This is a genomic window from Pseudomonas sp. PB101, assembly GCF_009764265.1.
Lineage (GTDB): Bacteria > Pseudomonadota > Gammaproteobacteria > Pseudomonadales > Pseudomonadaceae > Aquipseudomonas.
Map to the genome: position 1 here is coordinate 142,515 of NZ_RWIR01000016.1, position 25,555 is coordinate 168,069.

Annotated in this window: 25 protein-coding genes; 7 read left to right on the forward strand and 18 right to left on the reverse strand. The window is 60.7% G+C overall.

Annotation, left to right across the window (positions count from 1 at the left end):
- The first annotated feature begins 80 nt into the window (after positions 1-80).
- A complete protein-coding gene (locus tag EI969_RS04890; protein ID WP_160386175.1) occupies positions 81-671 on the forward strand; it encodes a transporter substrate-binding domain-containing protein in 591 nt (196 codons plus the stop codon).
- A 122-nt stretch (positions 672-793) separates the two neighbouring features.
- Here EI969_RS04890 and EI969_RS04895 read toward each other — a convergent pair whose 3' ends face one another.
- Both EI969_RS04895 and EI969_RS04900 read right to left on the reverse strand, forming a co-directional pair.
- A complete protein-coding gene (locus EI969_RS04895; protein WP_160386176.1) occupies positions 794-1,279 on the reverse strand; it encodes a DUF523 domain-containing protein in 486 nt (161 codons plus the stop codon).
- A 2-nt stretch (positions 1,280-1,281) separates the two neighbouring features.
- The gene (locus tag EI969_RS04900; protein ID WP_150719382.1) at positions 1,282-1,914 is read right to left on the reverse strand and encodes a 2OG-Fe(II) oxygenase; all 633 of its coding nucleotides are present in this window, start codon (positions 1,912-1,914) and stop codon (positions 1,282-1,284) included.
- Positions 1,915-2,022: 108 nt separating this feature from the next.
- On the opposite strand from EI969_RS04900, the gene EI969_RS04905 reads away from it, so the two are divergent.
- The gene (locus tag EI969_RS04905; protein ID WP_160386177.1) at positions 2,023-2,775 is read left to right on the forward strand and encodes a DUF2059 domain-containing protein; all 753 of its coding nucleotides are present in this window, start codon (positions 2,023-2,025) and stop codon (positions 2,773-2,775) included.
- A 99-nt stretch (positions 2,776-2,874) separates the two neighbouring features.
- On the opposite strand, the gene EI969_RS04910 is transcribed toward EI969_RS04905, so the two are convergent.
- The gene (locus EI969_RS04910) at positions 2,875-3,822 is read right to left on the reverse strand and encodes an alpha/beta hydrolase (protein ID WP_160386178.1); all 948 of its coding nucleotides are present in this window, start codon (positions 3,820-3,822) and stop codon (positions 2,875-2,877) included.
- Positions 3,823-3,918: 96 nt separating this feature from the next.
- Here EI969_RS04910 and EI969_RS04915 point away from each other — a divergent pair, with 96 nt between their 5' ends.
- Positions 3,919-4,500 (forward strand): DUF6436 domain-containing protein, encoded by a 582-nt coding sequence (locus tag EI969_RS04915; RefSeq protein WP_160386179.1) that lies wholly within the window; start codon positions 3,919-3,921, stop codon positions 4,498-4,500.
- Between the two features lie 100 nt (positions 4,501-4,600).
- Positions 4,601-7,000 (forward strand): penicillin acylase family protein, encoded by a 2,400-nt coding sequence (locus EI969_RS04920; RefSeq protein ID WP_160386180.1) that lies wholly within the window; start codon positions 4,601-4,603, stop codon positions 6,998-7,000.
- A gap of 141 nt (positions 7,001-7,141) precedes the next feature.
- Here EI969_RS04920 and EI969_RS04925 read toward each other — a convergent pair whose 3' ends face one another.
- The gene (locus EI969_RS04925) at positions 7,142-8,107 is read right to left on the reverse strand and encodes a GlxA family transcriptional regulator (protein ID WP_160386181.1); all 966 of its coding nucleotides are present in this window, start codon (positions 8,105-8,107) and stop codon (positions 7,142-7,144) included.
- Between the two features lie 306 nt (positions 8,108-8,413).
- On the opposite strand from EI969_RS04925, the gene EI969_RS04930 reads away from it, so the two are divergent.
- Positions 8,414-9,055 (forward strand): HD domain-containing protein, encoded by a 642-nt coding sequence (locus EI969_RS04930; protein WP_160386182.1) that lies wholly within the window; start codon positions 8,414-8,416, stop codon positions 9,053-9,055.
- Between the two features lie 76 nt (positions 9,056-9,131).
- Here the strand turns inward: EI969_RS04930 and EI969_RS04935 are convergent, their stop codons facing one another.
- From EI969_RS04935 to EI969_RS04965, 7 genes are all read right to left on the reverse strand, one after another.
- Positions 9,132-10,022 carry an ABC transporter permease subunit gene (locus EI969_RS04935; protein ID WP_015097268.1) on the reverse strand — a complete coding sequence of 297 codons (891 nt, stop codon included), beginning with the start codon at positions 10,020-10,022 and terminating at the stop codon, positions 9,132-9,134.
- Positions 10,019-10,900, reverse strand: coding sequence for an ABC transporter permease subunit (locus EI969_RS04940; protein ID WP_371925859.1), 882 nt, complete (start codon positions 10,898-10,900; stop codon positions 10,019-10,021). The genes EI969_RS04935 and EI969_RS04940 overlap by 4 nt, the downstream gene beginning before the upstream one ends.
- A 35-nt stretch (positions 10,901-10,935) precedes the next feature.
- Entirely contained in the window at positions 10,936-12,078 is a 1,143-nt protein-coding gene (locus EI969_RS04945; protein ID WP_160386184.1) for an ABC transporter ATP-binding protein, read from the reverse strand.
- Between the two features lie 72 nt (positions 12,079-12,150).
- Positions 12,151-13,248: a polyamine ABC transporter substrate-binding protein gene (locus EI969_RS04950; RefSeq protein ID WP_160386185.1), complete on the reverse strand. Its 1,098-nt coding sequence runs from the start codon at positions 13,246-13,248 to the stop codon at positions 12,151-12,153.
- Positions 13,249-13,436: 188 nt separating this feature from the next.
- Entirely contained in the window at positions 13,437-14,549 is a 1,113-nt protein-coding gene (locus EI969_RS04955; protein WP_103395837.1) for a polyamine ABC transporter substrate-binding protein, read from the reverse strand.
- Between the two features lie 187 nt (positions 14,550-14,736).
- Positions 14,737-16,101, reverse strand: coding sequence for an aspartate aminotransferase family protein (locus tag EI969_RS04960; protein ID WP_160386186.1), 1,365 nt, complete (start codon positions 16,099-16,101; stop codon positions 14,737-14,739).
- Between the two features lie 59 nt (positions 16,102-16,160).
- Complete coding sequence (locus EI969_RS04965) at positions 16,161-17,519, reverse strand: glutamine synthetase family protein (protein WP_160386187.1); 1,359 nt, start codon at positions 17,517-17,519, stop codon at positions 16,161-16,163.
- Positions 17,520-18,174: 655 nt separating this feature from the next.
- On the opposite strand from EI969_RS04965, the gene EI969_RS04970 reads away from it, so the two are divergent.
- Together EI969_RS04970 and EI969_RS04975 are read left to right on the forward strand one after the other, a co-directional pair.
- Entirely contained in the window at positions 18,175-19,551 is a 1,377-nt protein-coding gene (locus tag EI969_RS04970; protein WP_160386188.1) for a glutamine synthetase family protein, read from the forward strand.
- 243 nt (positions 19,552-19,794) lie between these two features.
- Positions 19,795-20,427, forward strand: a complete 633-nt coding sequence (locus EI969_RS04975) for a TetR/AcrR family transcriptional regulator (RefSeq protein WP_160386189.1) — start codon at positions 19,795-19,797, stop codon at positions 20,425-20,427.
- A gap of 192 nt (positions 20,428-20,619) precedes the next feature.
- Here the strand turns inward: EI969_RS04975 and EI969_RS04980 are convergent, their stop codons facing one another.
- The 7 genes from EI969_RS04980 to EI969_RS30345 all read right to left on the reverse strand — a co-directional run.
- Complete coding sequence (locus EI969_RS04980; protein WP_007967989.1) at positions 20,620-20,835, reverse strand: molybdopterin-binding protein; 216 nt, start codon at positions 20,833-20,835, stop codon at positions 20,620-20,622.
- A gap of 33 nt (positions 20,836-20,868) precedes the next feature.
- Positions 20,869-21,675, reverse strand: a complete 807-nt coding sequence (ssuB, locus tag EI969_RS04985; protein WP_160386190.1) for an aliphatic sulfonates ABC transporter ATP-binding protein — start codon at positions 21,673-21,675, stop codon at positions 20,869-20,871.
- The gene (gene ssuC / locus EI969_RS04990; protein WP_160386191.1) at positions 21,672-22,454 is read right to left on the reverse strand and encodes an aliphatic sulfonate ABC transporter permease SsuC; all 783 of its coding nucleotides are present in this window, start codon (positions 22,452-22,454) and stop codon (positions 21,672-21,674) included. The genes ssuB and ssuC overlap by 4 nt, the downstream gene beginning before the upstream one ends.
- A gap of 9 nt (positions 22,455-22,463) precedes the next feature.
- On the reverse strand, positions 22,464-23,612 hold the full coding sequence (gene ssuD, locus EI969_RS04995) for an FMNH2-dependent alkanesulfonate monooxygenase (RefSeq protein ID WP_160386192.1): 1,149 nt from the start codon (positions 23,610-23,612) through the stop codon (positions 22,464-22,466).
- 25 nt (positions 23,613-23,637) lie between these two features.
- Positions 23,638-24,603 carry a sulfonate ABC transporter substrate-binding protein gene (locus tag EI969_RS05000; RefSeq protein WP_160386193.1) on the reverse strand — a complete coding sequence of 322 codons (966 nt, stop codon included), beginning with the start codon at positions 24,601-24,603 and terminating at the stop codon, positions 23,638-23,640.
- Between the two features lie 90 nt (positions 24,604-24,693).
- Positions 24,694-25,287, reverse strand: a complete 594-nt coding sequence (gene ssuE, locus EI969_RS05005; protein ID WP_160386194.1) for an NADPH-dependent FMN reductase — start codon at positions 25,285-25,287, stop codon at positions 24,694-24,696.
- Positions 25,288-25,555 (reverse strand): hypothetical protein (locus tag EI969_RS30345; protein ID WP_218575172.1); only part of this gene is annotated, 268 nt, incomplete at its 5' end.

The following is a 25,555-nucleotide window of genomic DNA, read 5'->3' on the forward strand; positions in this document are numbered from 1 at the left end:
TCGTTGTCGAAGGCACTCGACAACCATAGCAAAGCGAGCCTGAATCAGAGGGTCGCGATAATAAATTCAAAGGAGTGACCATGCGCTTTCTGCCTGGCCTGATCTGCCTGCTACCCCTTTTGAGCCCGCTGGCTCATGCCGAACTGATTGATGACATCAACGACCGGGGCGAATTGCGCATAGCCGTTGAAGCCAATACCCCACCCTTCAACTTCAAGGATGACGACAAGCTCACCGGCTTCGAAGTCGAACTGGGCCAACTGCTGGCAAGTGAACTCGATGTCCGGGCCGACTTTGTCGTCACCGACGGCAGCGACCTGCTGACCGGCGTCCAAAGCGGCAAATACGACATAGCCATCAACCACATTGCAGTGACCGCGGATCTCAGTGATCGTTTCGACTTCAGCGAACCTTACGTTCAAACCAGCACGCAAATGATCGCGCAGAAAGAAGAGCCACGCTCCATTCTGCTGGTGCAGTCGTTGACAGAAGAAAAGCCAAAATCCAACCCGGCCGTGAGCCTGGTGATTCCGTTTCAGAAGGGTAATCCGGCGTTCCATGCCAGCCTGGAAAACGCCTTGCAGCGAATCAAGGATGACGGGCGCCTGCATGCGCTGGAGCAGAAGTGGTTGAGGGCGGATGCGGGTGTGGCACCCAAGCTGCAAAACTGAACCAAGTGCAGAACCTGTGGGAGCGAGCTTGCTCGCGATGAGGCCAGACCAGTCAACATTGATGTTGAATGTCAGGCCGCCATCGCGAGCAAGCTCGCTCCCACAGGGTTTTGTGTCTGTTGTCAGTTCAGCGTTGCCAACGCCTTTGCCGCTTGCGGCAACTCCAGCTCGCTGAACACCTGCACCCCATGGCGCTTGAGTAGCGCCGCCGTCACGCCCTCGCCACTGACCTTCACGCCGCTGAAGGTCCCGTCATAGGTCAACAGGTTGCCGCAAGACGGACTGTTGGCCTTGAGGACGGCGATGCGGATGCCGTGTTTTTGCACCAACTCCAGCGCCTGATACGCCCCCGACAAAAACTGCGCACTGACGTCCTCGCCCTCGGTGGTGATCACCGACGCCTGGCCATCGAGAACTTGCCGGCCCTGCCCGCCTGGAATTTCCGCTGCCGCCCGAGGCGTTGGCAAGCCGCCGGCCACTTCCGGGCACAACGGCACGACCCGTCCTTCGTCGAGCCACGCCTGAAGCTGATCGAACGGCCCGCTGGCCCCGCCGTCGTAACGAACCCGGTGGCCCAACAGGCAGCGACTGACCAGAATCATCTGCATGATCAGAACGGCTCGTTGCCGCGCCGCCGGAACCAGCCGGTCAACGACAGGCGATCGCGGGTTGCGGGCAGGACTTCGTGGGGGACCTCGCCGGAGAGAAACACCACCAGGCAGCCGCCAGTAGGCTGCACGTCGTAGACGCGGTCATTGTCGAGGTACATGCGCAACTGGCCGCCGTGTTCGGGAAGCCAGGCGTCATTGAGGTAAACCACCGCGGAGACCATGCGCCGGTCGTCATCGCGAAAGCGATCGACATGCTTGAGGTAGAACGCCCCCGGCGGGTACATCGCAAAATGGCTTTCGAAATCCTCCAGGCCGAGAAACAGACCGCGATTGATCGCCTCGCGCAGGCTGTCCATCAGACTCAGATAGCTGTCGCAGGCCTCGGCCTGGCCGGGGTCGATCCACTGGATATGATCGCCGCGAATTCCTTCGCGGATCTCCGACGACGGCCCACGGCCCACGGCTGCAGGAGCCAGTTCACCCTCGGCAGCACGTTTGCGACACTCGGCCGCCAGCGCTCGGGTCAGGTCCTGAGGCAGGAAAATGTTCTGCTGCGACCAGCCGTGTTCAGCCAGGTCGTCGACGATTCGTAACAGCAGCGGGTGATCAGAGGATATTTGCATGGCGCGCATAGTATTCCTGCGCCCGAAAATCCGACAGAGCCGCGCAGCGGGTTGATACGAATTCTCGACAAGTACGGATGCCACACGGAGAATAGTCGCCTGCCGACAGGAGTCCCTATGCGCCGTTTGCTTTTATCACTGTTGATGTTCTGCGTTTTGCCCGCCTGGGCAGACGGCCACGACCAGCTGTACAAGGTCGCCGGCTGGCCGGAACAACGCGCGCATTTCAACGACGCCCTCTCCGCCGCACAACAACGCTACCAGGGCAGCCTGCCTCCGGCGGTGTTTCAGGCACTGGTCAATAACAGCAATCAACGTTTTTCCGCCCAGGCCGTGGACCAGCGCGCCGAAGCGCAATTGCGCAAGAACCTCACCGATCCAAAACCTGCACTGACGTTTTTCCAGTCACCCCTGGGCAAGAAAGTCATCGCCGCCGAACTGCTGGCGACCCGCCGCGACCAACTGGCGAAAAACGCCAAGGGCCTGCCGAAGATGCAGGCCAGCGACAGCCGCCTGCTGATCATCGGTCATCTGGCACAAGCCCTGCCCGCACGCGAGGCCGGCGCGGAAGTCAGCCTGGCGATCGCCGGTGTTGCCGCCGACAGTTTGAGTTCGATGATCCCGGGGTTGCTCGGTGCCGGTCAGGCCCAGGGCATGCTCAACGGCCAGCGTCAGCGCCTGATGGACCAGATCGGCAGCGACCTCAACAACACGCTGCTGTATGTCTATCGCGAGCTGTCGGACGACGAACTGGAAGAGTTCGCGACCTTTGCCGAATCGGCGGAAGGCCAGGCTTACTATCAGGCTGCGCTGGCGGCGATTCGGGCGGGGTTGGCGGTGGGGCAGAGCAATTCGAACCTGACCCAATAATCTTCGCTGGCAAGCCAGCTCCCACAGTGTTTTGTGGCGCTCATGCTCGACACAACCTTTGTGGGAGCTGGCTTGCCAGCGATGAGGCCAGCACAATCACTAGGGATTGCGCCCCTTGATCCGCTTGGTCAGAAACCCGAAATACTCCGTTCGCATCACCAACGTCTCATTCGCCAGATGATGCCGCGCCTCGGGCAGCATCAGCACCTGCGGCCGATCGAACTTGCCCCGCAACACCTCCAGGTTATGCTCCCAATCTACCGTCATGTCGGCCTGCCCCTGCACGATCAGCGGCCGGCGGCTGCTCATGGGCGCTGCCTCGATGCGTTTGATCCAGCGCGCCAATGCGCCCACCCAGGCGGTCGGCAGGCGCAGCGGCTGCAACGGATCGGCTTGCAGGAACGGCAGAAAGGCCGGGTCGTTGGAGTTCTCGCTGAAGCGCCGGGCGATGGCTTTGACGAAAGGCTTGAGCACGTAGTAACTCAACTGCGACCAACCCCACGCCCGTGGCCGCACCAGTGGCGACAGCAGGATCACCTGCCCCTGCGCCGGGCTGCTCGCCCCTGCATTCAACACATGATCGATCACGATCGCCCCACCGGTACTCTGCCCGCACAGGTGCCACGGTTGCGGCAAATCGAGGGAATGCGCCTCGCTGAACAAGCCTTGCAAGGTGTCCTGATACTCGGCGAAATCCTTGATACTCGCCCGCTCGCCGCTGGACAGGCCATGCCCCGGCAAGTCGCAGGCGATCACCGCAAAGCCCTGGTCCAGCGCCCACTCGATCACATGCCGGTAGAGCCCGGTGTGATCATAGAAACCGTGGATGACAAACAGCGTCGCCTTGGCCTGCTCGGGCCACCAGAACTGGCTGACCAGTTCATAACCATCGACCTCGAAACGCCCAAGGCCGCTACGCACCTGACGCTGCGCGAAATCCAGCCCGTAGAATCGCTGATAGGCCTGCGCCTGCGCCGACAACGGCTGCCCGGCCGCCAATGGCAGCAGACTTGCACGTAGAAGATCAGGGTCGAAAGTGGCCGGCATGGACGATTCCAGAGCGTGAAACGGACTTTATAGGCCTGCGATATTCATCTGTCGCGGCAAGCATGGCAAGCTAGCCGACCTTCGAGGATCGAACCGATGCGCCCGCCCCTTCGCGCCACCCTGTTTGCCAGCCTGCTCGCCGTGGTGTGTGCCGGCGTATTGTGGGCGGCCTACAACTGGTTCCAGGAGCGTTACCTGCGGGCGTTCAGCGAGCACACGGCGATGTTCTCCGGCGATCCACTGCGCCTTCCCGAGTCCCTCGCCGGCCCTGGCGCCATCCGCCTGGTGCATTTCTGGGACCCGGCCTGCCCGTGCAACGTCGGCAATCAACAACACCTGACCGAACTGGTCGAGCGCTACGTACCCCATGGCGTGGAATTCTATGCCGTGCAAAAACCCGGCAGCCACGGCCAGTTGCCGAGCACCCTGAGCAGCCTGAAAACCATCGACATCCTGCCCGGTTCCGAACAGATCCCCGCCAGCCCGGCCGTGGCAATCTGGGATCGCAGCGGCAAACTGGCGTACTTCGGCCCGTACAGCGAAGGCCTGACCTGCAACTCCAGTAACAGCTTCATCGAACCTATCCTGCAAGCGCTGGATGAGGGGCGTGCAGTGAGTGCCACGCACACACTGGCGGTGGGATGTTACTGCCCGTGGCCTGTCGATCCGGCGAAGTAGGCAAAGACGCGCCAATACGAATCCCTCCTATGGGCGATGCCCCAGGCCGGCGCGCCGTGTTACACAGTGGCACCTGGAATCACAATAACAAGGAGTTTCCATGAAACGCAGCTTGACCGCTCTCGCGCTGTTGATCGTCGTGCTGGCCGCCGGGGCTGGCTGGTATTTCTACAGCAAGCAGCCGTCACGCCAGGGCATGGTGGAACTGCAACACCTGCAAGGCTCGGTCAGCGTGCGCTACGACGAGCGCGGCGTTCCGCACATCCGCGCGGAAAACGAAACCGACCTGTACCGCGCCCTCGGCTACGTGCATGCCCAGGACCGCCTGTTCCAGATGGAAGTCCTGCGGCGCCTGGCCCGTGGCGAGCTGGCCGAAGTACTCGGGCCGAAACTGCTCGACACCGACAAACTGATGCGCAGCCTGCGCATTCGCGAACGCGCCGAAACCTACTTCGCGAACCTCGACAAACAGTCGCCCTCTTTCATCGCCATGCAGGCCTATCTGGACGGCATCAACCAGTATCAGGACAGCCACGCCAAACCCGTGGAGTTCGACGTGCTGGGCATTCCAAAGCGCCCGTTCACCGCTCAGGACACCATCAGCATCGCCGGCTACATGGCCTACAGTTTTGCCGCGGCCTTTCGTACCGAACCCTTGCTGACTTTCGTGCGCGATCAACTGGGTCCCCAATACCTCAGCGTTTTCGATCTCGACTGGCAACCCAAGGGCGTGCTCAACGCAACCGCACCGCCACTGGCCAGCGCTGACTGGAAAGACCTCAACGCGCTCGCCCGCCTGAGCGAACAGGCCTTGGCCGACAACGGCCTGCCACAGTTCGAGGGCAGCAACGCCTGGGTCGTCGCGGGCAGCCGGACGCAAAGCGGCAAGCCGTTGCTGGCGGGTGATCCGCATATCCGTTTTTCCGCGCCGTCGGTGTGGTACGAAGCGCACCTCTCGGCCCCGGGCTTCGAACTCTACGGCCACTATCAGGCCCTGATGCCGTTCGCGTCCCTGGGCATGAACCGCGACTTCGGCTGGAGCATCACCATGTTCCAGAACGACGACCTCGACCTGATCGCCGAGAAGGTCAACCCGGACAACCCCAATCAGGTCTGGTATCGCGGCAAGTGGGTAGACATGACGACCAGCGAGCAGCAGATCGCGGTCAAGGGCCAGGCTCCGGTGACGCTGGTGCTGCGCCAGTCGCCCCACGGTCCGATCGTCAACGATGCCTTGGGCAGCGGCGTCGGCAAAACGCCGATTGCCATGTGGTGGGCGTTTCTCGAAAGCCAGAATCCGATCCTGGAAGGTTTCTACCAGCTCAATCGCGCCGACACACTGGCCAAGGCCCGCGGCGCTGCGGCAAAGATCCAGGCGCCGGGCCTGAACGTTGTCTGGGCCAATGCCAAGGGTGACATCGGCTGGTGGGCGGCGGCACAACTGCCCAAGCGCCCGGCAGGAGCGCGCCCGTGGTTCATCCTCGATGGCAGCACCGCCGAGGCCGACAAGGACGGCTTCTACCCGTTCAGCGCCAACCCTCAGGAAGAAAACCCGGCGCGGGGCTACATCGTCTCGGCCAACTTCCAGCCGGTGTCGCCGACCGGCATGGAGATTCCCGGCTATTACAACCTCGCCGATCGCGGCCAGCAACTCAATCGCCAGCTCAGCGACAAAGCCGTCAAATGGGACCTGGAAAACAGTCAGAAACTGCAACTGGGCACCACCACAGCCTACGGTCCACGCTTGTTGGCCCCGCTGCTGCCAGTGTTGCGCGAAGTGGTGAGCGACCCCGCCGAACTCAAACTGGTGGAGCAACTGGCCCAGTGGCAAGGTGACTACCCGCTCGACTCGACCAGTGCCACGCTGTTCAACCAGTTGCTGTTCAACCTGGCTGACGCGGCGATGCGCGATGAGCTGGGCAACGACTTCTTCGAAACGCTGCTTTCGACCCGGGTGATCGACGCCGCGCTACCCCGCCTGGCCGCCAGCGCCGATTCAGCGTGGTGGGACAACCGCAACACCCTCGGCAAGGAAACCCGCGCCGACACGGTCAAGGCTGCATGGCAGGCCTCCATTGCCCACCTCAAGGCCACGCTCGGGGCAGACTTCACTCAATGGCAGTGGGGCAGCGCGCACACGTTGACCCATGGCCATCCGCTGGGGCAGCAAAAGCCGCTGGACCTGTTCTTCAATGTCGGCCCCTTCGCCGCACCCGGCACCCACGAAGTGCCGAACAACCTCTCGGCGAAGATCGGCCCGGCTCCGTGGCCTGTCACCTACGGCCCCTCGACCCGGCGCCTGATCGACTTCGCCGACCCGGCCCACAGCCTGACCGTCAACCCGGTCGGCCAGAGCGGCGTACTGTTCGACAGTCACTATGATGATCAGGCCGAGGCCTACGTCGAGGGGATGTACTTCCAGGCGCACCTGAATGACGAAGAGGTCACGGCCAATACGCGCAGTACCTTGAAGCTGTTGCCGGCGCGGGCTATTCCATAATTCTGTGTCAGCAGGACTGGCCTCATCGCGGGCAAGCCCGCTCCCACAGGGATCTTTGTTGAACACAAATTCTGTGAACACCAGAAAAACCTGTGGGAGCGGGCTTGCCCGCGATGAGGCCCTGAAGAACGACACAAGGCTTCAAACAATCGCCGCAAAATTCAGCCTGAACTGCTGCGGCGTCACCCCCAATCTGCGATTGAACACACTGCGCATGTGCTGGGCATCGCGGAAACCGCATTGATAGGCCACGGTCTTGAGCGGCGCACGGGTGCTTTCGAGCATCACCCGCGCCGCATCGACCCGCGCGCGCTCGACGAACTCGGCCGGGGTGATTTTCGCTTCCCTGGCAAATACCCGGGAAAAATTGCGCGCACTCATGTTGGCCGCGTTGGCCAGATCGGCAATGGTCAGGTCACCGGTCAGGTTGGCCAACACGTAATGCTGGACCATGGCCACCGCCGAGGTGGGTTCGGCGTGGGGCGTGAGGAACGGGCTGAACTGCGATTGCCCGCCCGAGCGCTGGGTGAACACCACCAGCCGCTTGGCGACGTTCAGCGCCACTTCCGGTCCCTGATCCCGGCCCAACAGGTACAGGGACAGATCGATGCCCGCGGTGACCCCGGCCGAGGTGAACAGGTCCCCGTCCTCTACGTAGAGACGATCCGCCTCCACCCGGGACGAGGGGCACAGCGCCGCCAGATCCGCTGCGTCCTGCCAATGCGTGGTGATCGTGCGCCCCTCCAGCAACCCGGCACGGGCGAGCATGAAGGCGCCGTTGCAGATCGAGCCAAACCGCTGTGCCCGTGCGCAGGCTTCGCGCAGCCAGGTGTCGAATGCCGCGCCGAAACTCATGAACGGCAACTGCGGCCCGCCGGCCACCAGCAGCAAGTCGTACGCTTGCAGCGCTTCGCTGAAATGCCGATGGGCGTTGAGTGAAAGGCCGTTGGAGCACGCCATCATCCCGCGCTCGACGCCAATCACCTCCAGCCGATAGTGATCCTGGGGGGCAAGAAAGCGATTGGCCTCGGCAAACACATCCATGGGGCCGGTGACGTCCAGCGACTGGACGCCGGCGAAGACCACGATGGCGATGGTTTTACTCATGGTTCGAAGAGCCTCTCATGGCACTGATTGCAACGCACACCTTGTAGGAGCGAGCCTGCTCACGATGGTCGTCAACGATAACGATGGGTGCCTGACACCCCGCGGCGCTCTCAGGTTCATCGCGAGCAGGCTCGCTCCTACAGGGTCTGCATGCACCCTAGCCAATCCACACCCAACAAGCGAGGTTGGCGCGATATGCATGCTCATTGGCCGGGATCGCAGCCATGGATCGATTGTCCGGTTTCGGGGGCCGGAACAGACTGGCCCCCTCAGCGCCATCATGGCGTTCACGACGAGGAACACTCCATGAGCACCACCATCGCCGGCATCAGGATCCCCGACAGCACCTTGGCGCGGGCCGCCACCGAATACATCCGTGACATCGAATCGGACCTGCTCTATCACCACTCGCGCCGGGTCTTCCTGTTCGGTGCATTGAGCGGCGAACGCAAGCAACTGGCCTACAACCCCGAGCTGCTGTACATCGGCGCGATGTTCCATGATGTCGGCCTGGTGCAAGGTCATCGCAGCGACAACGAGCGCTTCGAAGTCGACGGCGCCAATGCGGCGGCAGCGTTTCTCAAGCCTTACGGACTGAGCGACGACGATATCGAACAGGTCTGGTTATCGATTGCCCTGCACACCACGCCGGGCGTGCCCCGGCATTTGCGGCCCACCGTGGCGTTGGTCACGGCTGGCGTCGAGATGGACGTGCTGGGCATGGACTACGCGGCGTTTTCCACCGTGCAGCGCGAAGCGGTGGTGCACGCGCATCCACGGGGCGAGGGGTTCAAGGAGTGCATCATCTGTGCGTTTGCCGACGGCTTGCGTCATCGCCCGCAGACCACGTTCGGCAATGTGAAGACCGATGTGCTGGTGGATCAGGAGCCGGGGTTCAAGCCGATGAACTTTGTCGAGGTCATCCGCCAATCCCCTTGGGTCGCATAAGCCCCTTGTAGGAGCCGGCTTGCCGGCTCCTACAGGGGATTCGGGTTGATCACAAAGGTGTGATCAACCGTCAGGCTCAAGCCGCTTCCGGGGCCTGTGCGCGACGCACGTCCGGTTGCTTCCACGAATCGGCTGCCGCTTCTTCGATCGCTTGCTGGATTGCACGCTTGCGGCTTTCTTCGGCGCGACGGCTGAAGAACCACACCAGGAAGGTCACGATCGACACCGCCAACAGGATCAGGCTGGCCACGGCGTTGATCTCGGGTTTGACCCCCAGGCGCACCGCCGAGAACACTTCCATCGGCAGGGTCGTGGAACCCGGGCCGGACACGAAGCTCGCCAGCACCAGGTCATCCAGCGACAGGGCGAACGACATCATGCCGCCCGCTGCCAGCGACGGCGCGATCATCGGGATGGTGATCAGGAAGAACACCTTCCACGGTTTCGCACCGAGGTCCATGGCCGCTTCTTCGATGGACAGGTCCAGCTCGCGCAAGCGCGCCGACACCACCACCGCCACATAGGCCGCACAGAACGTGGTGTGGGCGATCCAGATGGTGACGATGCCGCGTTCCTGCGGCCAGCCGATCATCTGTGCCATGGCCACGAACAGCAGCAACAGCGACAGACCGGTGATCACCTCAGGCATCACCAGCGGTGCAGTGACCAGGCCACCGAACAGGGTGCGGCCCTTGAAGCGCGTAATACGTGTCAGCACGAACGCCGCCAATGTACCCAGCGCCACCGCTGCCACCGCCGTGTAGCAGGCGATTTCCAGCGAACGCACCACCGAACCCATCAGTTGGCTGTTGTCGAGCAGGCCGACATACCACTTGATCGACCAGCCGCCCCACACCGTTACCAGCTTGGAGGCGTTGAACGAGTAGATCACCAGGATCAGCATCGGCAGATAGATGAACAACAGACCCACGACCAGCATCAGGCTGGAGAAACGGAAGCGCTTCATTCTTTACCCTCCATTTCCTTGGCCTGACTGCGGTTGAACAGAATGATCGGCACAATCAGGATCGCCAGCATCACCACCGCCAGGGCAGACGCCACCGGCCAGTCACGGTTGTTGAAGAACTCTTGCCAGAGCACTTTACCGATCATCAGGGTTTCCGGACCGCCGAGCAGTTCCGGGATCACGAACTCGCCCACCACCGGGATGAACACCAGCATGCAGCCGGCGATGATGCCGTTCTTGGACAGCGGCACGGTGATTTTCCAGAAGCTGTTGAAGGTACTCGAACCCAGGTCGGATGCGGCTTCCAGCAGGCTCTGGTCGTGCTTCACCAGGTTGGCGTACAGCGGCAGGATCATGAACGGCAGGTAGGAGTAAACCACGCCGATGTAGACCGCCAGGTTGGTATTGAGGATCTGCAGCGGTTCGCTGATCCAGCCCATGCTCATCAGGAAACCGTTGAGCAGGCCGTTGTTGCTGAGGATGCCCATCCACGCATAAACGCGGATCAGGATCGCGGTCCACGTCGGCATCATGATCAGCAGCACCAGCACCGTTTGCATTTCCTTGCGTGCAACGGAGATGCCGTAGGCCATCGGGTAGCCGATCAACAGGCAGAGGATGGTGCTGAACAACGCCATCTTCAACGAGCCGAGGTAAGCGGCGATGTACAGCTCGTCACCGGCCAGCATCGAGTAGTTGCCCAGGTTAAGCAGCAACTGCAGCTTCTGCTCGGCGTAGCTGTAGATTTCGGTGTACGGCGGAATGGCCACGTCTGCTTCGGCGAAGCTGATCTTCAGGACGATGAAGAACGGCAGCATGAAGAACAGGAACAGCCAGATGAATGGGATGCCGATGACCACCTGACGGCCACCGGGAATTATTCGATTGAGACGGCGTTTGAATTTGCGCATGTTCATGAGCGAAGCACCACGCCGCTGTCGTCTTCCCAGTACACGTAGACCTGATCACCCCAGGTCGGACGCTGCCCGCGACGTTCGGCGTTGGCCACGAACGACTGCACCAGCTTGCCGCTTGGCAGTTCGACGTAGAACACCGAGTGGCCACCGAGGTAGGCGATGTCATGCACTTTGCCGCTCGACCAGTTGTACTCGCAGGTCGGCTTTTCGGCGGTGACCAGCAGTTTTTCCGGACGGATCGCGTAGGTGACCGACTTGTCCTGCACCGAGGTGCTGATGCCGTGGCCCACGTAGATCTGGTGGTCCATGTCCTTGCAGGTAATGATCGCGTGGCCTTCGGCGTCGTCGATCACCTCGCCTTCGAAGATGTTCACGTTACCGATGAATTCGCAGACCAGGCGGCTGGTCGGGGTTTCGTAGATGTCGATCGGGCTGCCGATCTGGGCGATCCAGCCCAGGTGCATGATCGCGATGCGCTCGGCCATGGTCATGGCTTCTTCCTGGTCGTGGGTCACCATGACGCAGGTTACGCCGACGCGTTCGATGATCTCGACCAGCTCCAGCTGCATTTGCGAGCGCAGCTTTTTATCCAGCGCACCCATCGGTTCGTCGAGCAGCAACAGCTTCGGGCGCTTGGCCAGGGAACGGGCCAGGGCCACACGCTGACGCTGACCGCCGGACAACTGGTGCGGCTTGCGCTTGGCGTACTGGCTCATCTGCACCAGCTTGAGCATTTCTGCCACACGGGCATCGACTTCTGCAGCCGGGATCTTGTCCTGCTTGAGGCCGAAGGCGATGTTCTGCGCCACGGTCATGTGCGGGAACAAGGCGTAGGACTGGAACATCATGTTGATCGGCCGCTCGTAGGGCGGCATGTCGGTGATGTCTACGCCATCAAGGAAAATGCGTCCCTCCGTGGGCCGTTCGAAACCTGCGAGCATGCGCAGCAAAGTGGACTTGCCCGATCCCGAGCCGCCGAGCAGGGCGAAAATTTCGCCTTTCTTGATTTCCAGGGACACATCGTCCACGGCAATCGTCTCGTCGAACTTCTTCGTGACCCGGTCGATTTTGACCAGCACCTGTTTAGGTGACTGGTCGCCCTCGAGGGCTTTCTTATAGGCGCCGGAGGCAACTGCCATTTACGAAACTCCCAGAAAAAAGAGTGCAGTTCGCTCAAGGTGAGCCAACTTTGGATAGTTTGAGCCTTGAAGCTATTTACCCGTCTTGACCGTGGTCCAGCTGCGGGTCATCACGCGTTGAATATTCGGCGGTAGCTCGATGGACACGTAGGTCTTGTCGAGCACCTCTTGCGGCGGATAAACCGCTTCGTCGGTGCGAATGGACTGTTCCATCAGTTTGTCCGACCCGGGGTTCGGGTTGGCGTAGCCGACGTAATCACTGACCTGGGCGATGACCTCAGGCTTCAGCAAATAGTTGATGAAGGCATGAGCCTCCTTGGAGTTGGCCGAGCCCTTCGGAATCGCCAGCATGTCGAACCAGAGCGCGCCGCCTTCCTTCGGAATGGCGTAGGCGATGTTGATGCCTTTCTTGGCTTCCGCGGCACGGTTGCGCGCCTGGAAGATGTCGCCGGAGAACCCTACCGCCACGCAGATATCGCCATTGGCGAGGTCGGTGATGTACTTGGACGAGCTGAAGTAGGTGACGTACGGCCGCACGGCCAGCAACTTGGCAGTCGCCTTCTTGTAGTCTTCGGGGTTGGTACTGTTGGCATCCAGGCCCATGTAGTTGAGGACCGTCGGCATCATTTCATCGGCAGAGTCGAGGAACGCCACGCCACACTTTTGCAGTTTCTTGATGTTCTCCGGCTCGAACAGCACGCCCCAGGAGTCGATCTTGTCGACGCCCAGCACCGCCTTGACCTTGTCGACGTTGTAGCCGATGCCATTGGTGCCCCACAGGTACGGCACGGCATACAGGTTGCCCGGATCGTTCTGCTCCAGACGCTTGAGCAACGCCGGGTCGAGGTTCGAGTAATTCGGCAACTGCGACTTGTCGAGCTTCTGGAAAGCACCCGCCTTGATCTGCTTGCCAAGGAAGTGGTTCGACGGCACGACCACGTCGTAGCCGGTACGCCCGGCCAGCAGCTTGCCTTCCAGGGTTTCGTTGGAGTCGAAGACGTCGTAGACCGGCTTGATTCCGGTCTCTTTCTGGAAGTCGGCCAGAGTGGTCTCGCCGATGTAGTCCGACCAGTTATAAATATGCACGGTACCGGCGGCCTGGACACTGACAGCAATCGTCAGCCCGGCGCCAACCAGCATGGCATTGCGCAACAAAGAAAAAATAGGCACGTGGAGGTCCTCTAAAATTAGTTGGGCCCAAGTTGACCCGCGTTACATGGCAACCGTGATTGCCCAGCAACTAAACCGGCGCGCAACTTACCCTCGAAAAACCGTTCCAGCAAAACTTTCTGTCATTTAATTACACCTGTTGTCGCCACCGCGCGGGTGACGACAACAGGTTGTTGCATCAAACCGGCTTATTTACCGGATTTGATCTTGGTCCAGCTGCGGGTCATGATCCGCTGGGTCGCGGCCGGCAGGTCGGCGATCGCGTACAGCTTGGCCAGTACGTCCGCTGGCGGGTAAACGCCCGGGTCGCTGGTGATGTCTTTGTCCACCAGTGGCGTGGCAGCCGCGTTACCGTTCGGGAAACGCACGGCGTTGGTGATTTCAGCCATGATTTCCGGCTTCTGCAGGAAGGTCATGAACTTGTAGGCGCCTTCGACGTTTTCGGCATCTTTAGGGATGGCGACCATGTCGTAGAAGCTGCCTGCACCTTCTTTCGGAATGTTGTAGCTGACTTTCACCTTGTCACCGGCTTCGGCAGCGCGGGACTTGGCCTGGTAGATGTCACCCGAGTAACCCACGGCCACGCAGATGTTGCCGTTGGCGAGGTCGGAGATGTACTTGGACGAGTGGAAGTAGGCGATCGAAGGACGGACCTTCATGATCAGCGCTTCAGCCTTGTCGATGTCTTCTTTCTTCTGGCTGTCGGTCGGCAGGCCCAGGTAATGCAGTGCTACCGGAATCATCTCGGTTGGCGAGTCCAGCAGGCTGATACCGCACGATTTCAGCTTGGCGGCGTTTTCAGGCTTGAAGATCAGGTCCCAGGAATCCACCGGTGCGTCGGCGCCCAGTGCGGCCTTGACCTTCTCGGCGTTGAAGCCGATACCGATCGAACCCCACATGTACGGGAAGGCGTGTTCGTTGCCCGGGTCGCTGACCGAAACGGCCTTGAGCAGGTCGGTGTTCAGGTTCTTCCAGTTAGGCAGCTTGGACTTGTCCAGCTTCTGGTAAACGCCGGCCTTGATCTGCTTGGCCAGGAAGTTGTTCGACGGTACGACGATGTCGTAACCGGACTTGCCTGCCAGCAACTTGGCTTCCAGGGTTTCGTTGCTGTCGAAGACATCATAGACAACCTTGATGCCCGACTCGTCTTCAAACTTCTTGATGGTGTCCGGTGCAATGTAGTCGGACCAGTTGTACACGTGCAGTACTTTGTCATCGGCCTGAACCGCGCCCGCCATCAACCCCATCAGCGACATGGCAAGGAGAGTCTTGCCAGCGAGCTTTTTACCTAGTGCCTTCATGCGTAATGCTCCAAATTTTTCTTTTTTGAACCACTTGTTCAGCGACCGAACCCGGGCAACTGGAACCGCGGCTAGTCTGGCAAGATCCGCATCGGTCTTTCAAGGAAAGGCCACGCTTTCTGACAGCTCCGAGCGAAAGTAGCTGTTTTGATACAAACCCCAGCAACTCCCGCTCTGAGCCTAGCACTTAGCCCTGCAACGCACTCAGGGTCAGGTCAAGACACTTGCGCGCCTTGGTTACCAGTTCATCGATTTCCGCCGGTGTGATCACCAGTGGCGGAGCGATGATCATGGTGTCGCCGACTGCGCGCATGATCAGGCCGTTGTCGAAGCAGAACTGACGGCAGATCATGCCGACGCCCTTGCCCTCGTAACGCTTGCGTGTGGCCTTGTCCTGGACCAGTTCGATGGCACCCAGCAGCCCGACCCCGCGAACTTCACCCACCAGCGGGTGATCGTTCAGTTCCCGCAGACGCTTTTGCAAATACGGTGCCGTTTCTGCATTGACGCGCTCGATAATTTTCTCGTCGCGCATGATGCGGATGTTTTCCAGTGCCACGGCAGCGGCTACCGGGTGACCGGAGTAGGTGAAGCCGTGGTTGAAGTCGCCGCCCTCATTGAGCACGTCCACCACTTCGTCACGCACGATCAGGCCACCCATCGGGATGTAGCCCGAGGTCAGGCCCTTGGCGATGGTCATCATGTCGGGCTTGAGGTCGTAGAAATCGGCACCGAACCACTCGCCGGTACGACCGAAACCGCAAATCACTTCGTCAGCCACGAACAGGATGTCGTACTTGGCGAGGATTTCCTTGATGCGCGGCCAGTAGGTCTCTGGCGGAATGATCACGCCGCCGGCGCCCTGGATCGGCTCGGCAATGAAGGCACCGACGTTGTCGACGCCGACTTCAAGAATCTTTTCTTCCAGCTGGTTGGCCGCCCAGATACCGAATTCTTCCGGGGTCATGTCGCCGCCTTCGGCGAACCAGTACGGCTGGGCAATGTGGACGATGCCCGGGATCGGCAAGTCGCCCTGCTCGTGCATGTAGGTCATGCCGCCCAGGCTCGCGCCGGCCACGGTGGAACCGTGATAGCCGTTCTTGCGGCTGATGATGACTTTCTTGTTCGGCTGGCCCTTGATCGCCCAGTAGTGACGGACCATGCGCAGCATGGTGTCGTTGCCTTCGGAGCCGGAACCGGTGAAGAACACGTGGTTCATGCCTTCTGGCGCGATGTCGGCGATGGCCTTGGCCAGCTCCAGTACCGGCGGGTGCGCGGTCTGGAAGAACAGGTTGTAGTAAGGCAGCTCGCGCATCTGTTTGCTGGCGGCATCGGCCAGTTCATCGCGACCATAACCAATCGCGACACACCACAGGCCGGCCATACCGTCGAGGATCTTGTTGCCTTCGCTGTCCCAGAGGTAAACGCCCTTGGCGCTGGTGATGATCCGCGGGCCTTTCTCTTTCAGCTGCTTGAAGTCGCTGAACGGAGCCAGGTGGTGATCATTGCTCAAGGTTTGCCATTCACGGGTTTGCGGATTGTTGCTGGTCATACGAATCTCCTAAAAAAATCAGGTGAAAGCACCGCCAAGCAGCGGCGATGCCCGGCGCATCAGACGGCAAAGAGCAGGAATTCCCTTTCCCACGAACTGATGACGCGCTTGAAGTTTTCATGCTCGGCCCGCTTGACCGCGACGTAGCCAGTGATGAAATTCTTGCCGAGGTAACGCTCGATGGTCGCGCTGTTTTCCATGCGCTCCAGCGCGTCCTCGATGGTCAGCGGCAGGCGCAGGTTGCGGCGTTCATAGCCACGCCCCACTACCGGCGCACTCGGGTTCAGGCCTTCGACCATGCCGATGTAACCGCAGAGCAGGCTCGCGGCAATCGCCAGGTACGGGTTGGCATCGGCGCCCGGCAGGCGGTTTTCCACCCGGCGGTTCTGCGGCCCGGCATCCGGCACCCGCAGGCCCACGGTGCGGTTCTCTTCGCCCCACTCCACGTTCACCGGCGCCGAAGTGTCCGGCAGGAAGCGGCGGAACGAGTTCACGTTCGGGGCGAACAGCGGCAACAGCTCGGGAATGAGTTTCTGCAAGCCACCGATGTGGTGCAGGAACAACTGGCTCATGGTCCCGTCGTCGTTGGAGAAGATGTTCTTGCCGGTCTCGATGTCGATGATGCTCTGGTGCAAGTGCATGGCACTGCCCGGCTCGCCGGTCATCGGCTTGGCCATGAAGGTCGCGGCCACGTCATGCTTGAGCGCGGCTTCGCGCATGGTGCGCTTGAACACCAGGATCTGGTCGGCCAGGGACAGGGCATCGCCGTGACGGAAGTTGATTTCCATCTGCGCCGTGCCGTCCTCGTGGATCAATGTGTCGAGGTCCAGGTCCTGCAGTTCGCACCAGTCGTAGACGTCTTCGAACAGCGGATCGAATTCGTTCGCCGCTTCGATGGAGAACGACTGGCGCCCGGTTTCCGGACGACCGGAGCGACCGATCGGCGGCTGCAACGGGTAATCCGGGTCGTCACTGCGCTTGGTCAGGTAAAACTCCATTTCCGGCGCCACGATCGGCTTCCAGCCCTTGTCGGTATAGAGTTTCAGGACTTTCTTGAGCACGTTGCGCGGCGACAGCTCGATCGGGTTGCCTTGCTTGTCGTAAGTGTCGTGGATGACGATCGCGGTCGGCTCGATGGCCCAGGGCACCAGATACACCGCGCTCTGGTCGGGGCGGCAGATCATGTCGATGTCGGCCGGGTCGAGCAGTTCGTAATAGATGTCGTCTTCGACGTAATCGCCGGTCACGGTCTGCAGCAGAACGCTTTCTGGCAGGCGCATGCCCTTTTCGGCGATGAATTTGTTGGTCGGCGAAATCTTGCCCCGGGTAATCCCGGTCAAGTCGGCGATCATGCATTCGACTTCTGTGATCTTGTGGTTTTTCAACCAATCGGTGAGCTGGTCGAGGTTGTTACTCATAAATGCCTCTAGGCTTGAGTTGTCTGACCCTTTTAAGGTCAGGCGTTGTTTGACGCATCGGCGTCGCGTTGTAGAGCGTTTGCGCGGCAGATTATCGCTGCTGCAAAGGCCGGGCGTGCAGAATCGCGAGCGGTGCCCTGAACGATGGTCAGGCCGCTATTGTGAATCGGTTCTATATTGAATGGAGTAACCGTAATGGGGGTGCCATCGCGACCGTCCAGAATAACGGACGGGGACGGTCGGACCGTCACGGATGAGAGGATCACCGCAGCCGCTGAAGCCATGGAACGGACCGACCTGTCATCACTGATGTGATGAACATGCCGACCGAGCTGTCTTGAGCAGTCGGTGATGCCGATTATCGGCAGGCGAGACATGAAGCACCCCGGTATTATTGCTGTTATGGGTTTGATTCGAGCTTAGCCTTGTTCATTTTTTTACACAACACCCCCGTAAAAAATACAACACGGCCCGCTCAAGCTCGCGGCCGTCGCAACGCCCAGCGGAGCAAAAGTGCCCCAAAGAGCCTCAAAAAAGCCCCACGAGCGCTTTTTTAGGGCAAAAAAGGCCTCGCTTGACTTCGGCATGCCGTTCGGGTTGACTGAAACCAGAAAAGATCAATGATTGATATTTTTAACAACAAAGGTGTTGCATCATGTCGGTACCCCCGCGTGCCGTTCAGCTTAACGAAGCGAACGCGTTCCTTAAGGAACATCCTGAGGTTCTGTACGTTGACCTTCTGATTGCGGATATGAATGGTGTGGTGCGCGGCAAGCGCATCGAACGCACCAGCCTCCACAAGGTTTACGAGAAAGGCATCAACCTGCCGGCCTCTCTATTTGCTCTGGATATCAATGGCTCCACGGTGGAAAGCACCGGCCTGGGCCTGGACATCGGTGATGCTGACCGAATCTGCTATCCAATTCCCGATACCCTGTGCAACGAGCCATGGCAGAAGCGCCCTACCGCGCAACTGTTGATGACCATGCACGAACTCGAAGGTGAACCCTTCTTCGCCGACCCGCGTGAAGTGCTGGCCAATGTCGTGCGCAAGTTCGACGAAATGGGCCTGACCATCTGCGCCGCGTTCGAACTGGAGTTCTACCTGATCGACCAGGAGAACGTGAACGGTCGTCCGCAACCACCTCGCTCGCCGGTTTCCGGCAAACGTCCGCACTCGACACAGGTCTACCTGATCGACGACCTCGACGAATACGTCGACTGCCTCCAGGACATCCTGGAAGGTGCGAAAGAGCAAGGCATCCCGGCCGACGCCATCGTCAAGGAAAGTGCCCCGGCGCAGTTCGAAGTGAACCTGCACCACGTGGCCGACCCGATCAAGGCCTGCGACTATGCGGTCCTGCTCAAGCGCCTGATCAAGAACATCGCCTACGACCATGAAATGGACACCACCTTCATGGCCAAGCCTTACCCGGGCCAGGCGGGCAATGGTCTGCATGTCCATATCTCGATTCTCGATAAAGATGGCAAAAACATTTTTGCCAGTGAGGATCCCGAGCAGAACGCCGCACTGCGTCACGCGATCGGCGGTGTGCTCGAGACCCTACCGGCGCAGATGGCTTTCCTCTGCCCGAACGTCAACTCCTACCGTCGTTTCGGTGCACAGTTCTACGTGCCGAACTCGCCGTGCTGGGGCCTGGACAACCGTACCGTAGCGATTCGCGTGCCGACCGGCTCTGCCGATGCCGTGCGCATCGAACACCGCGTGGCCGGCGCCGATGCCAACCCGTACCTGCTGATGGCTTCGGTCCTGGCGGGCGTGCACCACGGCCTGACCAACAAGGTCGAGCCTGGCGCTCCGGTGGAAGGCAACAGCTACGAGCAGAACGAGCAGAGCCTGCCGAACAACCTGCGCGATGCACTGCGCGAGCTGGACGACAGCGAAGTCATGGCCAAGTACATCGATCCGAAATACATCGATATCTTCGTGGCCTGTAAAGAGAGCGAGCTGGAGGAGTTCGAACACTCCATCTCCGACCTCGAGTACAACTGGTACCTGCATACCGTGTAAGCGGTTGCAGTAGTGAAGAAACGCCGCCGGCCTCACAGCCAGCGGCGTTTTTTTTATGGCCGCCTGCGGCGGATCGCTGCGATGCGGCGATCCGACAAGCCAGCTCCCACAAGAGTCTCCAGCGAAACATAAATTTTGTGTGCGCCAGGTAAACATGTGGGAGCTGGCTTGCCAGCGATGGCGTCCGGGCAGACAACACACAACCCGACTCGTACAATGCCCGCTGCCCCGCAGGAGACTTCAATGACACGCGTAGCCACTCCCCGCAAACCCCGCGCACGCAGCCAGGCCCGGATCGACTCGATACTCGATGCGGCCCGCACGCTGTTGGCCGCCGAGGGCGTGGCCAGCCTGTCGATCTACAGCGTCGCCGAGCGCGCGGAGATTCCGCCCTCCTCGGTCTACCATTTCTTCGCCAGCGTGCCGGCGTTGCTGGAAGCCTTGACCGCCGACATCCACGCCGCGTTCCGCGCCTGCCTGCAAGCGCCCATCGATCACCATGCCTTGAACGGCTGGCGGGATCTGTCGCGGCTGGTCGAGCAACGCATGCTGGACATCTACGCAGAGGACGCCGCTGCGCGCCAGCTCATCCTGGCCCAACACGGCCTGACCGAAGTCACCCAGGCCGACCGCCAGCACGACATCGAACTGGGCGACCTGATGCACAAGCTGTTCGACCATCATTTCGAGCTGCCGAAGCTGCCGGGTGATGTGGATGTGTTTGCCCTGGCGATGGAGTTGGGCGACCGGGTGTATGCGCGTTCGGTGCAACAGCACGGGCAGATTACGCCGCGCATGGCCGAGGAAGGGATGCGGGTGTTCGATGCTTATGTGGGGTTGTATTTGCCGCACTATCTGCCCAAGCGGAATCTGTAGCGCATTCTCGGGCCTCATCGCGGGCAAGCCCGCTCCCACAAGGGTCTTCTGTGAATTCAGATTCTGTGAACGACAGAAAATCCTGTGGGAGCGGGCTTGCCCGCGATGGCCGCACCGCTCAACTCAAGACACGCACGCACAAAAAACCCCGAAGGGCTCAAACCCTCCGGGGTTGTTGTTTGTGCGCACGGCTTACAACTTGGCGATCGACACCTCGGTGGATTTCACGAACGCGATCACTTCACTGCCGACCGCCAGCTCAAGTTCTTTCACAGAGCGGGTGGTGATCACCGAAGTGACGATGCCGGACGCGGTCTGCACGTCGATTTCCGACAGTACGTCGCCGAGCACGATTTCCTTGATGGAGCCTTTGAACTGGTTGCGAACGTTGATGGCCTTGATAGTCATGATGTTGATTCCTGTCGTGGGATAAGACTTGAGTTATTGAGCCCAGCGCAACTGCGTGGGCAAGGGTGAAACAGGTTCCGGTTCCGGCGGCTGGCCGGGCAGCGCCAGCACGCGATTGAGCACTTCGGTTTCCAGCGCCGCCAGCCGATGAGAGCCACGGACCCGAGGCCGCGGCAGTTCCACGTGCAGGTCGAGGCCGACTTCGCCGTCTTCGATCAGGATCACCCGATCGGCGATCGCCACCGCTTCACTGACGTCGTGGGTCACCAACAACACGGTAAAGCCGTGCTGCTGCCAGAGGCGCTCGATCAGTTGCTGCATTTCAATTCGGGTCAGGGCATCCAGCGCACCCAAGGGTTCGTCGAGCAACAGCAGGCGCGGTTGGTGAATCAACGCACGCGCCAAAGCCACGCGCTGCTTCTGTCCACCGGACAGCGCCGCTGGCCACTCGTTGGCACGATCCGCCAGACCCACCGCTTCCAGAGCTTCAAGTGCTTGCGGTCGCCAGTTGCCCTTGAGGCCCAGGCCGACGTTGTCGATGATCTTTTTCCACGGCAGCAGACGTGCTTCCTGGAACATCAGCCGGGTGTCTTCCCGCGCCTCACTCAGTGGTGCGGCGCCGGCGAGCAATTCACCGGCGGTGGGTTGATCAAGGCCGGCCAGCAAGCGCAACAAGGTGCTTTTGCCGCAACCACTGCGACCCACCACGGCGACAAACTGGCCGGCCGGAATGTGCAGGTCGATCTCGCGCAGCACCTGCCGCGAGCCGAAGGTTTTTTGCAGCTTGCGCACCGCCAGCGGAATCCCGCGCAGCAGGCGTGGAGGTTGCTCGGCGATCATGCTGCACCTCCCTTGGCCACCTGATACGCCGGGTGCCAGCGCAGCCACACCCGCTCAAGTCCACGGGCCGCGAGGTCGGCCAGCTTGCCGAGCACCGCGTACAACAGAATCGCCAACACCACCACGTCCGTCTGCAAGAACTCCCGGGCATTCATGGCCAGATAGCCGATGCCGGAACTCGCGGAGATGGTTTCCGCGACGATCAGCGTCAACCACATGAAGCCCAGGGCGAAACGCACGCCGACCAGAATCGAAGGCAGCGCCCCCGGCAGAATCACCTGCCAGAACAGGCTGAAACCCGTCAGGCCATAGCTGCGCGACATCTCCACCAGCGCCGGATCGACGTTGCGGATGCCGTGATAGGTGTTGAGGTAAATCGGGAACAATGTGCCCAGCGCCACCAGGAAAATCTTCGCCGACTCGTCAATGCCGAACCACAGGATCACCAGCGGGATCAGCGCCAGGTGCGGCACGTTGCGGATCATTTGCACCGAACTGTCGAGCAGGCGCTCGCCCCACTTCGACAGTCCGGTAATGAAGCCAAGCGTCAGGCCGATGCCGCCACCGATGGTGAAACCGAGCGCGGCACGCCAGCCGCTGATAGCCAGGTGTGTCCAGATTTCGCCGCTGCGCACCAGGCTCACGCCCGCTTCGATCACGGCGATCGGGGCCGGCAGGATCCGTGTCGACAACCAACCCGCCGACACACTCAACTGCCACACCGCCAGCAGCAACACCGGCAACGCCCAGGGCGCGAGGCTATGGATGATTTTCTTCATGACCGCGCCTCAGCTCTGGGACGCGGCTTTGGGCAGGATGTCGTTGGCGACCATCTCGCCGAACGGGCTGACGTAACCGGCACCTTTCGGTAGCTCGGGACGCTCGACATCGAGGTGCGGGAACAGCAACTCGGCCACCCGGTACGACTCTTCCAGATGTGGATAACCGGAGAAAATGAACGTGTCGATGCCCAGGTCCGCGTACTCCTTGACGCGAGCGGCCACCGTCGGACCATCGCCCACCAGCGCCGTACCGGCACCGCCGCGCACCAGGCCGACACCGGCCCACAGGTTAGGGCTGACTTCCAGATTGTCGCGGTTGCCGCCATGCAAGGCGGCCATGCGTTGCTGACCGACCGAATCGAAGCGTGCCAGCGAAGCCTGGGCGCGAGCGATGGTGTCGTTGTCCAGATGCGAGATCAGTCGGTCCGCAGCCTTCCAGGCCTCTTCGTTGGTTTCGCGCACGATGACATGCAGACGAATGCCGAAGCGCACGGTACGACCGAGCTTGGCGGCCTTGGCCCGGACCTGTTCGATTTTTTCCGCAACGGCTGCCGGTGGCTCGCCCCAGGTCAGGACCATTTCCACCTGTTCAGCGGCCAAGTCTTGCGCGGCTTCCGAAGAACCGCCGAAGTACAGTGGCGGACGCGGTTGCTGGACCGGCGGATAGAGCAATTTCGCACCCTTCACGCTGATGTGCTGACCGTCGTAATCGACGGTTTCACCTTCCAGCACGCGGCGCCAGATGCGGGTGAACTCCACCGAAGCCTGGTAGCGTTCTTCGTGGCTGAGGAACAGACCATCACCCGCCAATTCTTCCGGATCACCGCCCGTCACCAGGTTGAACAACGCACGCCCGCCGGACAGCCGATCCAGGGTCGCAGCCTGACGCGCCGCCACCGTCGGGGAAATGATCCCGGGGCGCAGAGCGACGAGGAACTTCAAACGCTGGGTCACAGGAATCAGCGATGCCGCCACCAGCCACGAGTCTTCGCAGGAACGGCCGGTAGGGATCAGTACCCCGCCGAACCCCAGGCGGTCAGCGGCCTGTGCGACTTGTTGCAGGTAACCGTGGTCAACGGCGCGTGCGCCTTCGGCGGTGCCAAGGTAATGGCCGTCGCCGTGGGTAGGCAGGAACCAGAAGATATTGAGGCTCATGGAGTGGTCTCCTTGGGGAATCGAATTATTGGGCTTTTGCAACAGCAGCCGGCGGCGTCCAGATCACGTCCTTGATGCTCAACGGCTTGGGAATCAGCTTGAGCTGGTAGAAGCTGTCGGCGATTTTCTGCTGCGCGGCGACCACTTCAGGGGTGAGGAACAGCGCGCCGTAACCCTGGCGTTTCACTGAGGTCAGGGTGATATCCGTCGGCAGGCCGAGCAGCGGCGAAACCTGTTGGGTCACCTCTTGCGGGTTGGCCTTGGACCATTCGCCGACCGCACGCACTTCTTCGACGAGGGTCTTGATCACCTCGGGATTTTTCTGCGCATAAGGCTTGGTCGCCAGATAGAACTGATGGTTGTCGACGATGCCTTGACCATCACGCAGGGTGCGCGCTTGCAACTGTTGTTCAGCGGCGGCCTGGTACGGGTCCCAGATGACCCAGGCGTCGACGCTGCCACGCTCGAACGCGGCGCGGGCATCGGCCGGCGGCAGGAACACGGTCTGGATATCGGTGTATTTGAGGCCGGCGTCTTCCAGTGCGCGCACCAGCAGGTAGTGCACGTTGGAGCCCTTGTTGAGCACGATTTTCTTGCCCTTGAGCTCGGCCACCGATTTGATCGCCGAGTCCTTCGGCACCAGGATCGCCTCACTGTGCGGCGCTGGCGGTTCGTAGGCGACGTAGAGCAGATCTGCGCCGGCCGCTTGAGCGAACACCGGCGGAGTCTCACCGGTGACGCCGAAGTCGATGGAGCCGACGTTCAAGCCTTCGAGCAGTTGCGGGCCACCGGGGAACTCAGTCCATTGCACGTCCACGCCTTGGGCGGCGAGGCGTTTTTCCAGGGTGCCTTTGGCTTTGAGCAGCACCAGGGTGCCGTACTTTTGATAGCCGATTCTTAACGTCTCGGCCTGAGCTTGAGTAATGGCGCCGAAGGTGACAGCCGCAACAAACAGAGCGACCAGACCACGACGCAAAATGACAGGGCGCATGGCGCTCTCCTTTTTGCAGTTGGGTTTTGGCTGCACCTGCTTGCCCGTTGGCGGGCGAGTAAGGCCAGTACTTCAATTTTTCGGTAAGGCTCAAATGCTCCAGCGAGCACTCAACAAACGTTCATTCAACAGGTTCGGATCGAGCGGCCTGGGCCGTCGCGCCATGGCACCGGTGAACTGCTCCAGCGCTTCATACAAACGTTGCTCCAGCTCCGGCGCCAATTGCGCCTGGGCGCTGCCTTCGCCGTAAGCGATCTGGCTGTCGACGGCGAAAATCCCTTGCAGCATTTCCTGGGCCTTCAATGCCGACAGCACCGGCTTGAGCGCGTAATCCACTACCAGCATGTGGGCGATGCTGCCGCCGGTGGCCATTGGCAAAACAACCTTGTGACTCAGGGCGCGTTCGGGCAGCAGGTCCAACAAGACTTTCAGGGCCCCGGAAAACGATGCCTTGTAAACCGGAGTGGCGATCAGCAGGCCATCGGCGTTTTCAATCTGTTGCAGCAGGTCGATAACCTTGGGGCTGTCGAAGCGTGCGTGCAGCAAGTCCTCGGCCGGGAAGTCCCGTACCTGGTAACTCACCACTTCCACGCCCTGCTCTTGCAACCATTGCCGGGAGCGATCCAGCAGCACCCCGGAACGAGAGCGCTGACTGGGACTGCCACCGAGTGAGACGACCAACATTCAGACGATTCCTTGCACGGTGTTGGCGATTCGCGGCTTGCGATCTCGCTTCGATGGAGTGACCTTAACAGCTGATTTATATATCCATAAATCATATTTATTCATTTGGTTATGCATTATGGAAATATACAAACCGATTTCTTCCAGGCAAAAAAACAGGCCGTCGAAACGGCCTGAAAATCCCCTGCTTTGTAGATGATGCGCTGCCCGATCTGGCGCCATCGCGAGCAAGCTCGCTCCCACAGTTGACCGTGTACCTCCTGTGGGA

What these genes read in the sequence shown, in the direction of transcription:
- EI969_RS04890 (WP_160386175.1), top strand. Translation starts at nt 81, where the DNA reads ATGCGCTTTCTGCCTGGCCTGATCTGCCTGCTACCCCTTTTGAGCCCG.
- EI969_RS04895 (WP_160386176.1), bottom strand. Translation starts at nt 1,279, where the DNA reads ATGCAGATGATTCTGGTCAGTCGCTGCCTGTTGGGCCACCGGGTTCGT.
- EI969_RS04900 (WP_150719382.1), bottom strand. Translation starts at nt 1,914, where the DNA reads ATGCGCGCCATGCAAATATCCTCTGATCACCCGCTGCTGTTACGAATC.
- EI969_RS04905 (WP_160386177.1), top strand. Translation starts at nt 2,023, where the DNA reads ATGCGCCGTTTGCTTTTATCACTGTTGATGTTCTGCGTTTTGCCCGCC.
- EI969_RS04910 (WP_160386178.1), bottom strand. Translation starts at nt 3,822, where the DNA reads ATGCCGGCCACTTTCGACCCTGATCTTCTACGTGCAAGTCTGCTGCCA.
- EI969_RS04915 (WP_160386179.1), top strand. Translation starts at nt 3,919, where the DNA reads ATGCGCCCGCCCCTTCGCGCCACCCTGTTTGCCAGCCTGCTCGCCGTG.
- EI969_RS04920 (WP_160386180.1), top strand. Translation starts at nt 4,601, where the DNA reads ATGAAACGCAGCTTGACCGCTCTCGCGCTGTTGATCGTCGTGCTGGCC.
- EI969_RS04925 (WP_160386181.1), bottom strand. Translation starts at nt 8,107, where the DNA reads ATGAGTAAAACCATCGCCATCGTGGTCTTCGCCGGCGTCCAGTCGCTG.
- EI969_RS04930 (WP_160386182.1), top strand. Translation starts at nt 8,414, where the DNA reads ATGAGCACCACCATCGCCGGCATCAGGATCCCCGACAGCACCTTGGCG.
- EI969_RS04935 (WP_015097268.1), bottom strand. Translation starts at nt 10,022, where the DNA reads ATGAAGCGCTTCCGTTTCTCCAGCCTGATGCTGGTCGTGGGTCTGTTG.
- EI969_RS04945 (WP_160386184.1), bottom strand. Translation starts at nt 12,078, where the DNA reads ATGGCAGTTGCCTCCGGCGCCTATAAGAAAGCCCTCGAGGGCGACCAG.
- EI969_RS04955 (WP_103395837.1), bottom strand. Translation starts at nt 14,549, where the DNA reads ATGAAGGCACTAGGTAAAAAGCTCGCTGGCAAGACTCTCCTTGCCATG.
- EI969_RS04960 (WP_160386186.1), bottom strand. Translation starts at nt 16,101, where the DNA reads ATGACCAGCAACAATCCGCAAACCCGTGAATGGCAAACCTTGAGCAAT.
- EI969_RS04965 (WP_160386187.1), bottom strand. Translation starts at nt 17,519, where the DNA reads ATGAGTAACAACCTCGACCAGCTCACCGATTGGTTGAAAAACCACAAG.
- EI969_RS04970 (WP_160386188.1), top strand. Translation starts at nt 18,175, where the DNA reads ATGTCGGTACCCCCGCGTGCCGTTCAGCTTAACGAAGCGAACGCGTTC.
- EI969_RS04975 (WP_160386189.1), top strand. Translation starts at nt 19,795, where the DNA reads ATGACACGCGTAGCCACTCCCCGCAAACCCCGCGCACGCAGCCAGGCC.
- EI969_RS04980 (WP_007967989.1), bottom strand. Translation starts at nt 20,835, where the DNA reads ATGACTATCAAGGCCATCAACGTTCGCAACCAGTTCAAAGGCTCCATC.
- ssuB (WP_160386190.1), bottom strand. Translation starts at nt 21,675, where the DNA reads ATGATCGCCGAGCAACCTCCACGCCTGCTGCGCGGGATTCCGCTGGCG.
- ssuC (WP_160386191.1), bottom strand. Translation starts at nt 22,454, where the DNA reads ATGAAGAAAATCATCCATAGCCTCGCGCCCTGGGCGTTGCCGGTGTTG.
- ssuD (WP_160386192.1), bottom strand. Translation starts at nt 23,612, where the DNA reads ATGAGCCTCAATATCTTCTGGTTCCTGCCTACCCACGGCGACGGCCAT.
- EI969_RS05000 (WP_160386193.1), bottom strand. Translation starts at nt 24,603, where the DNA reads ATGCGCCCTGTCATTTTGCGTCGTGGTCTGGTCGCTCTGTTTGTTGCG.
- ssuE (WP_160386194.1), bottom strand. Translation starts at nt 25,287, where the DNA reads ATGTTGGTCGTCTCACTCGGTGGCAGTCCCAGTCAGCGCTCTCGTTCC.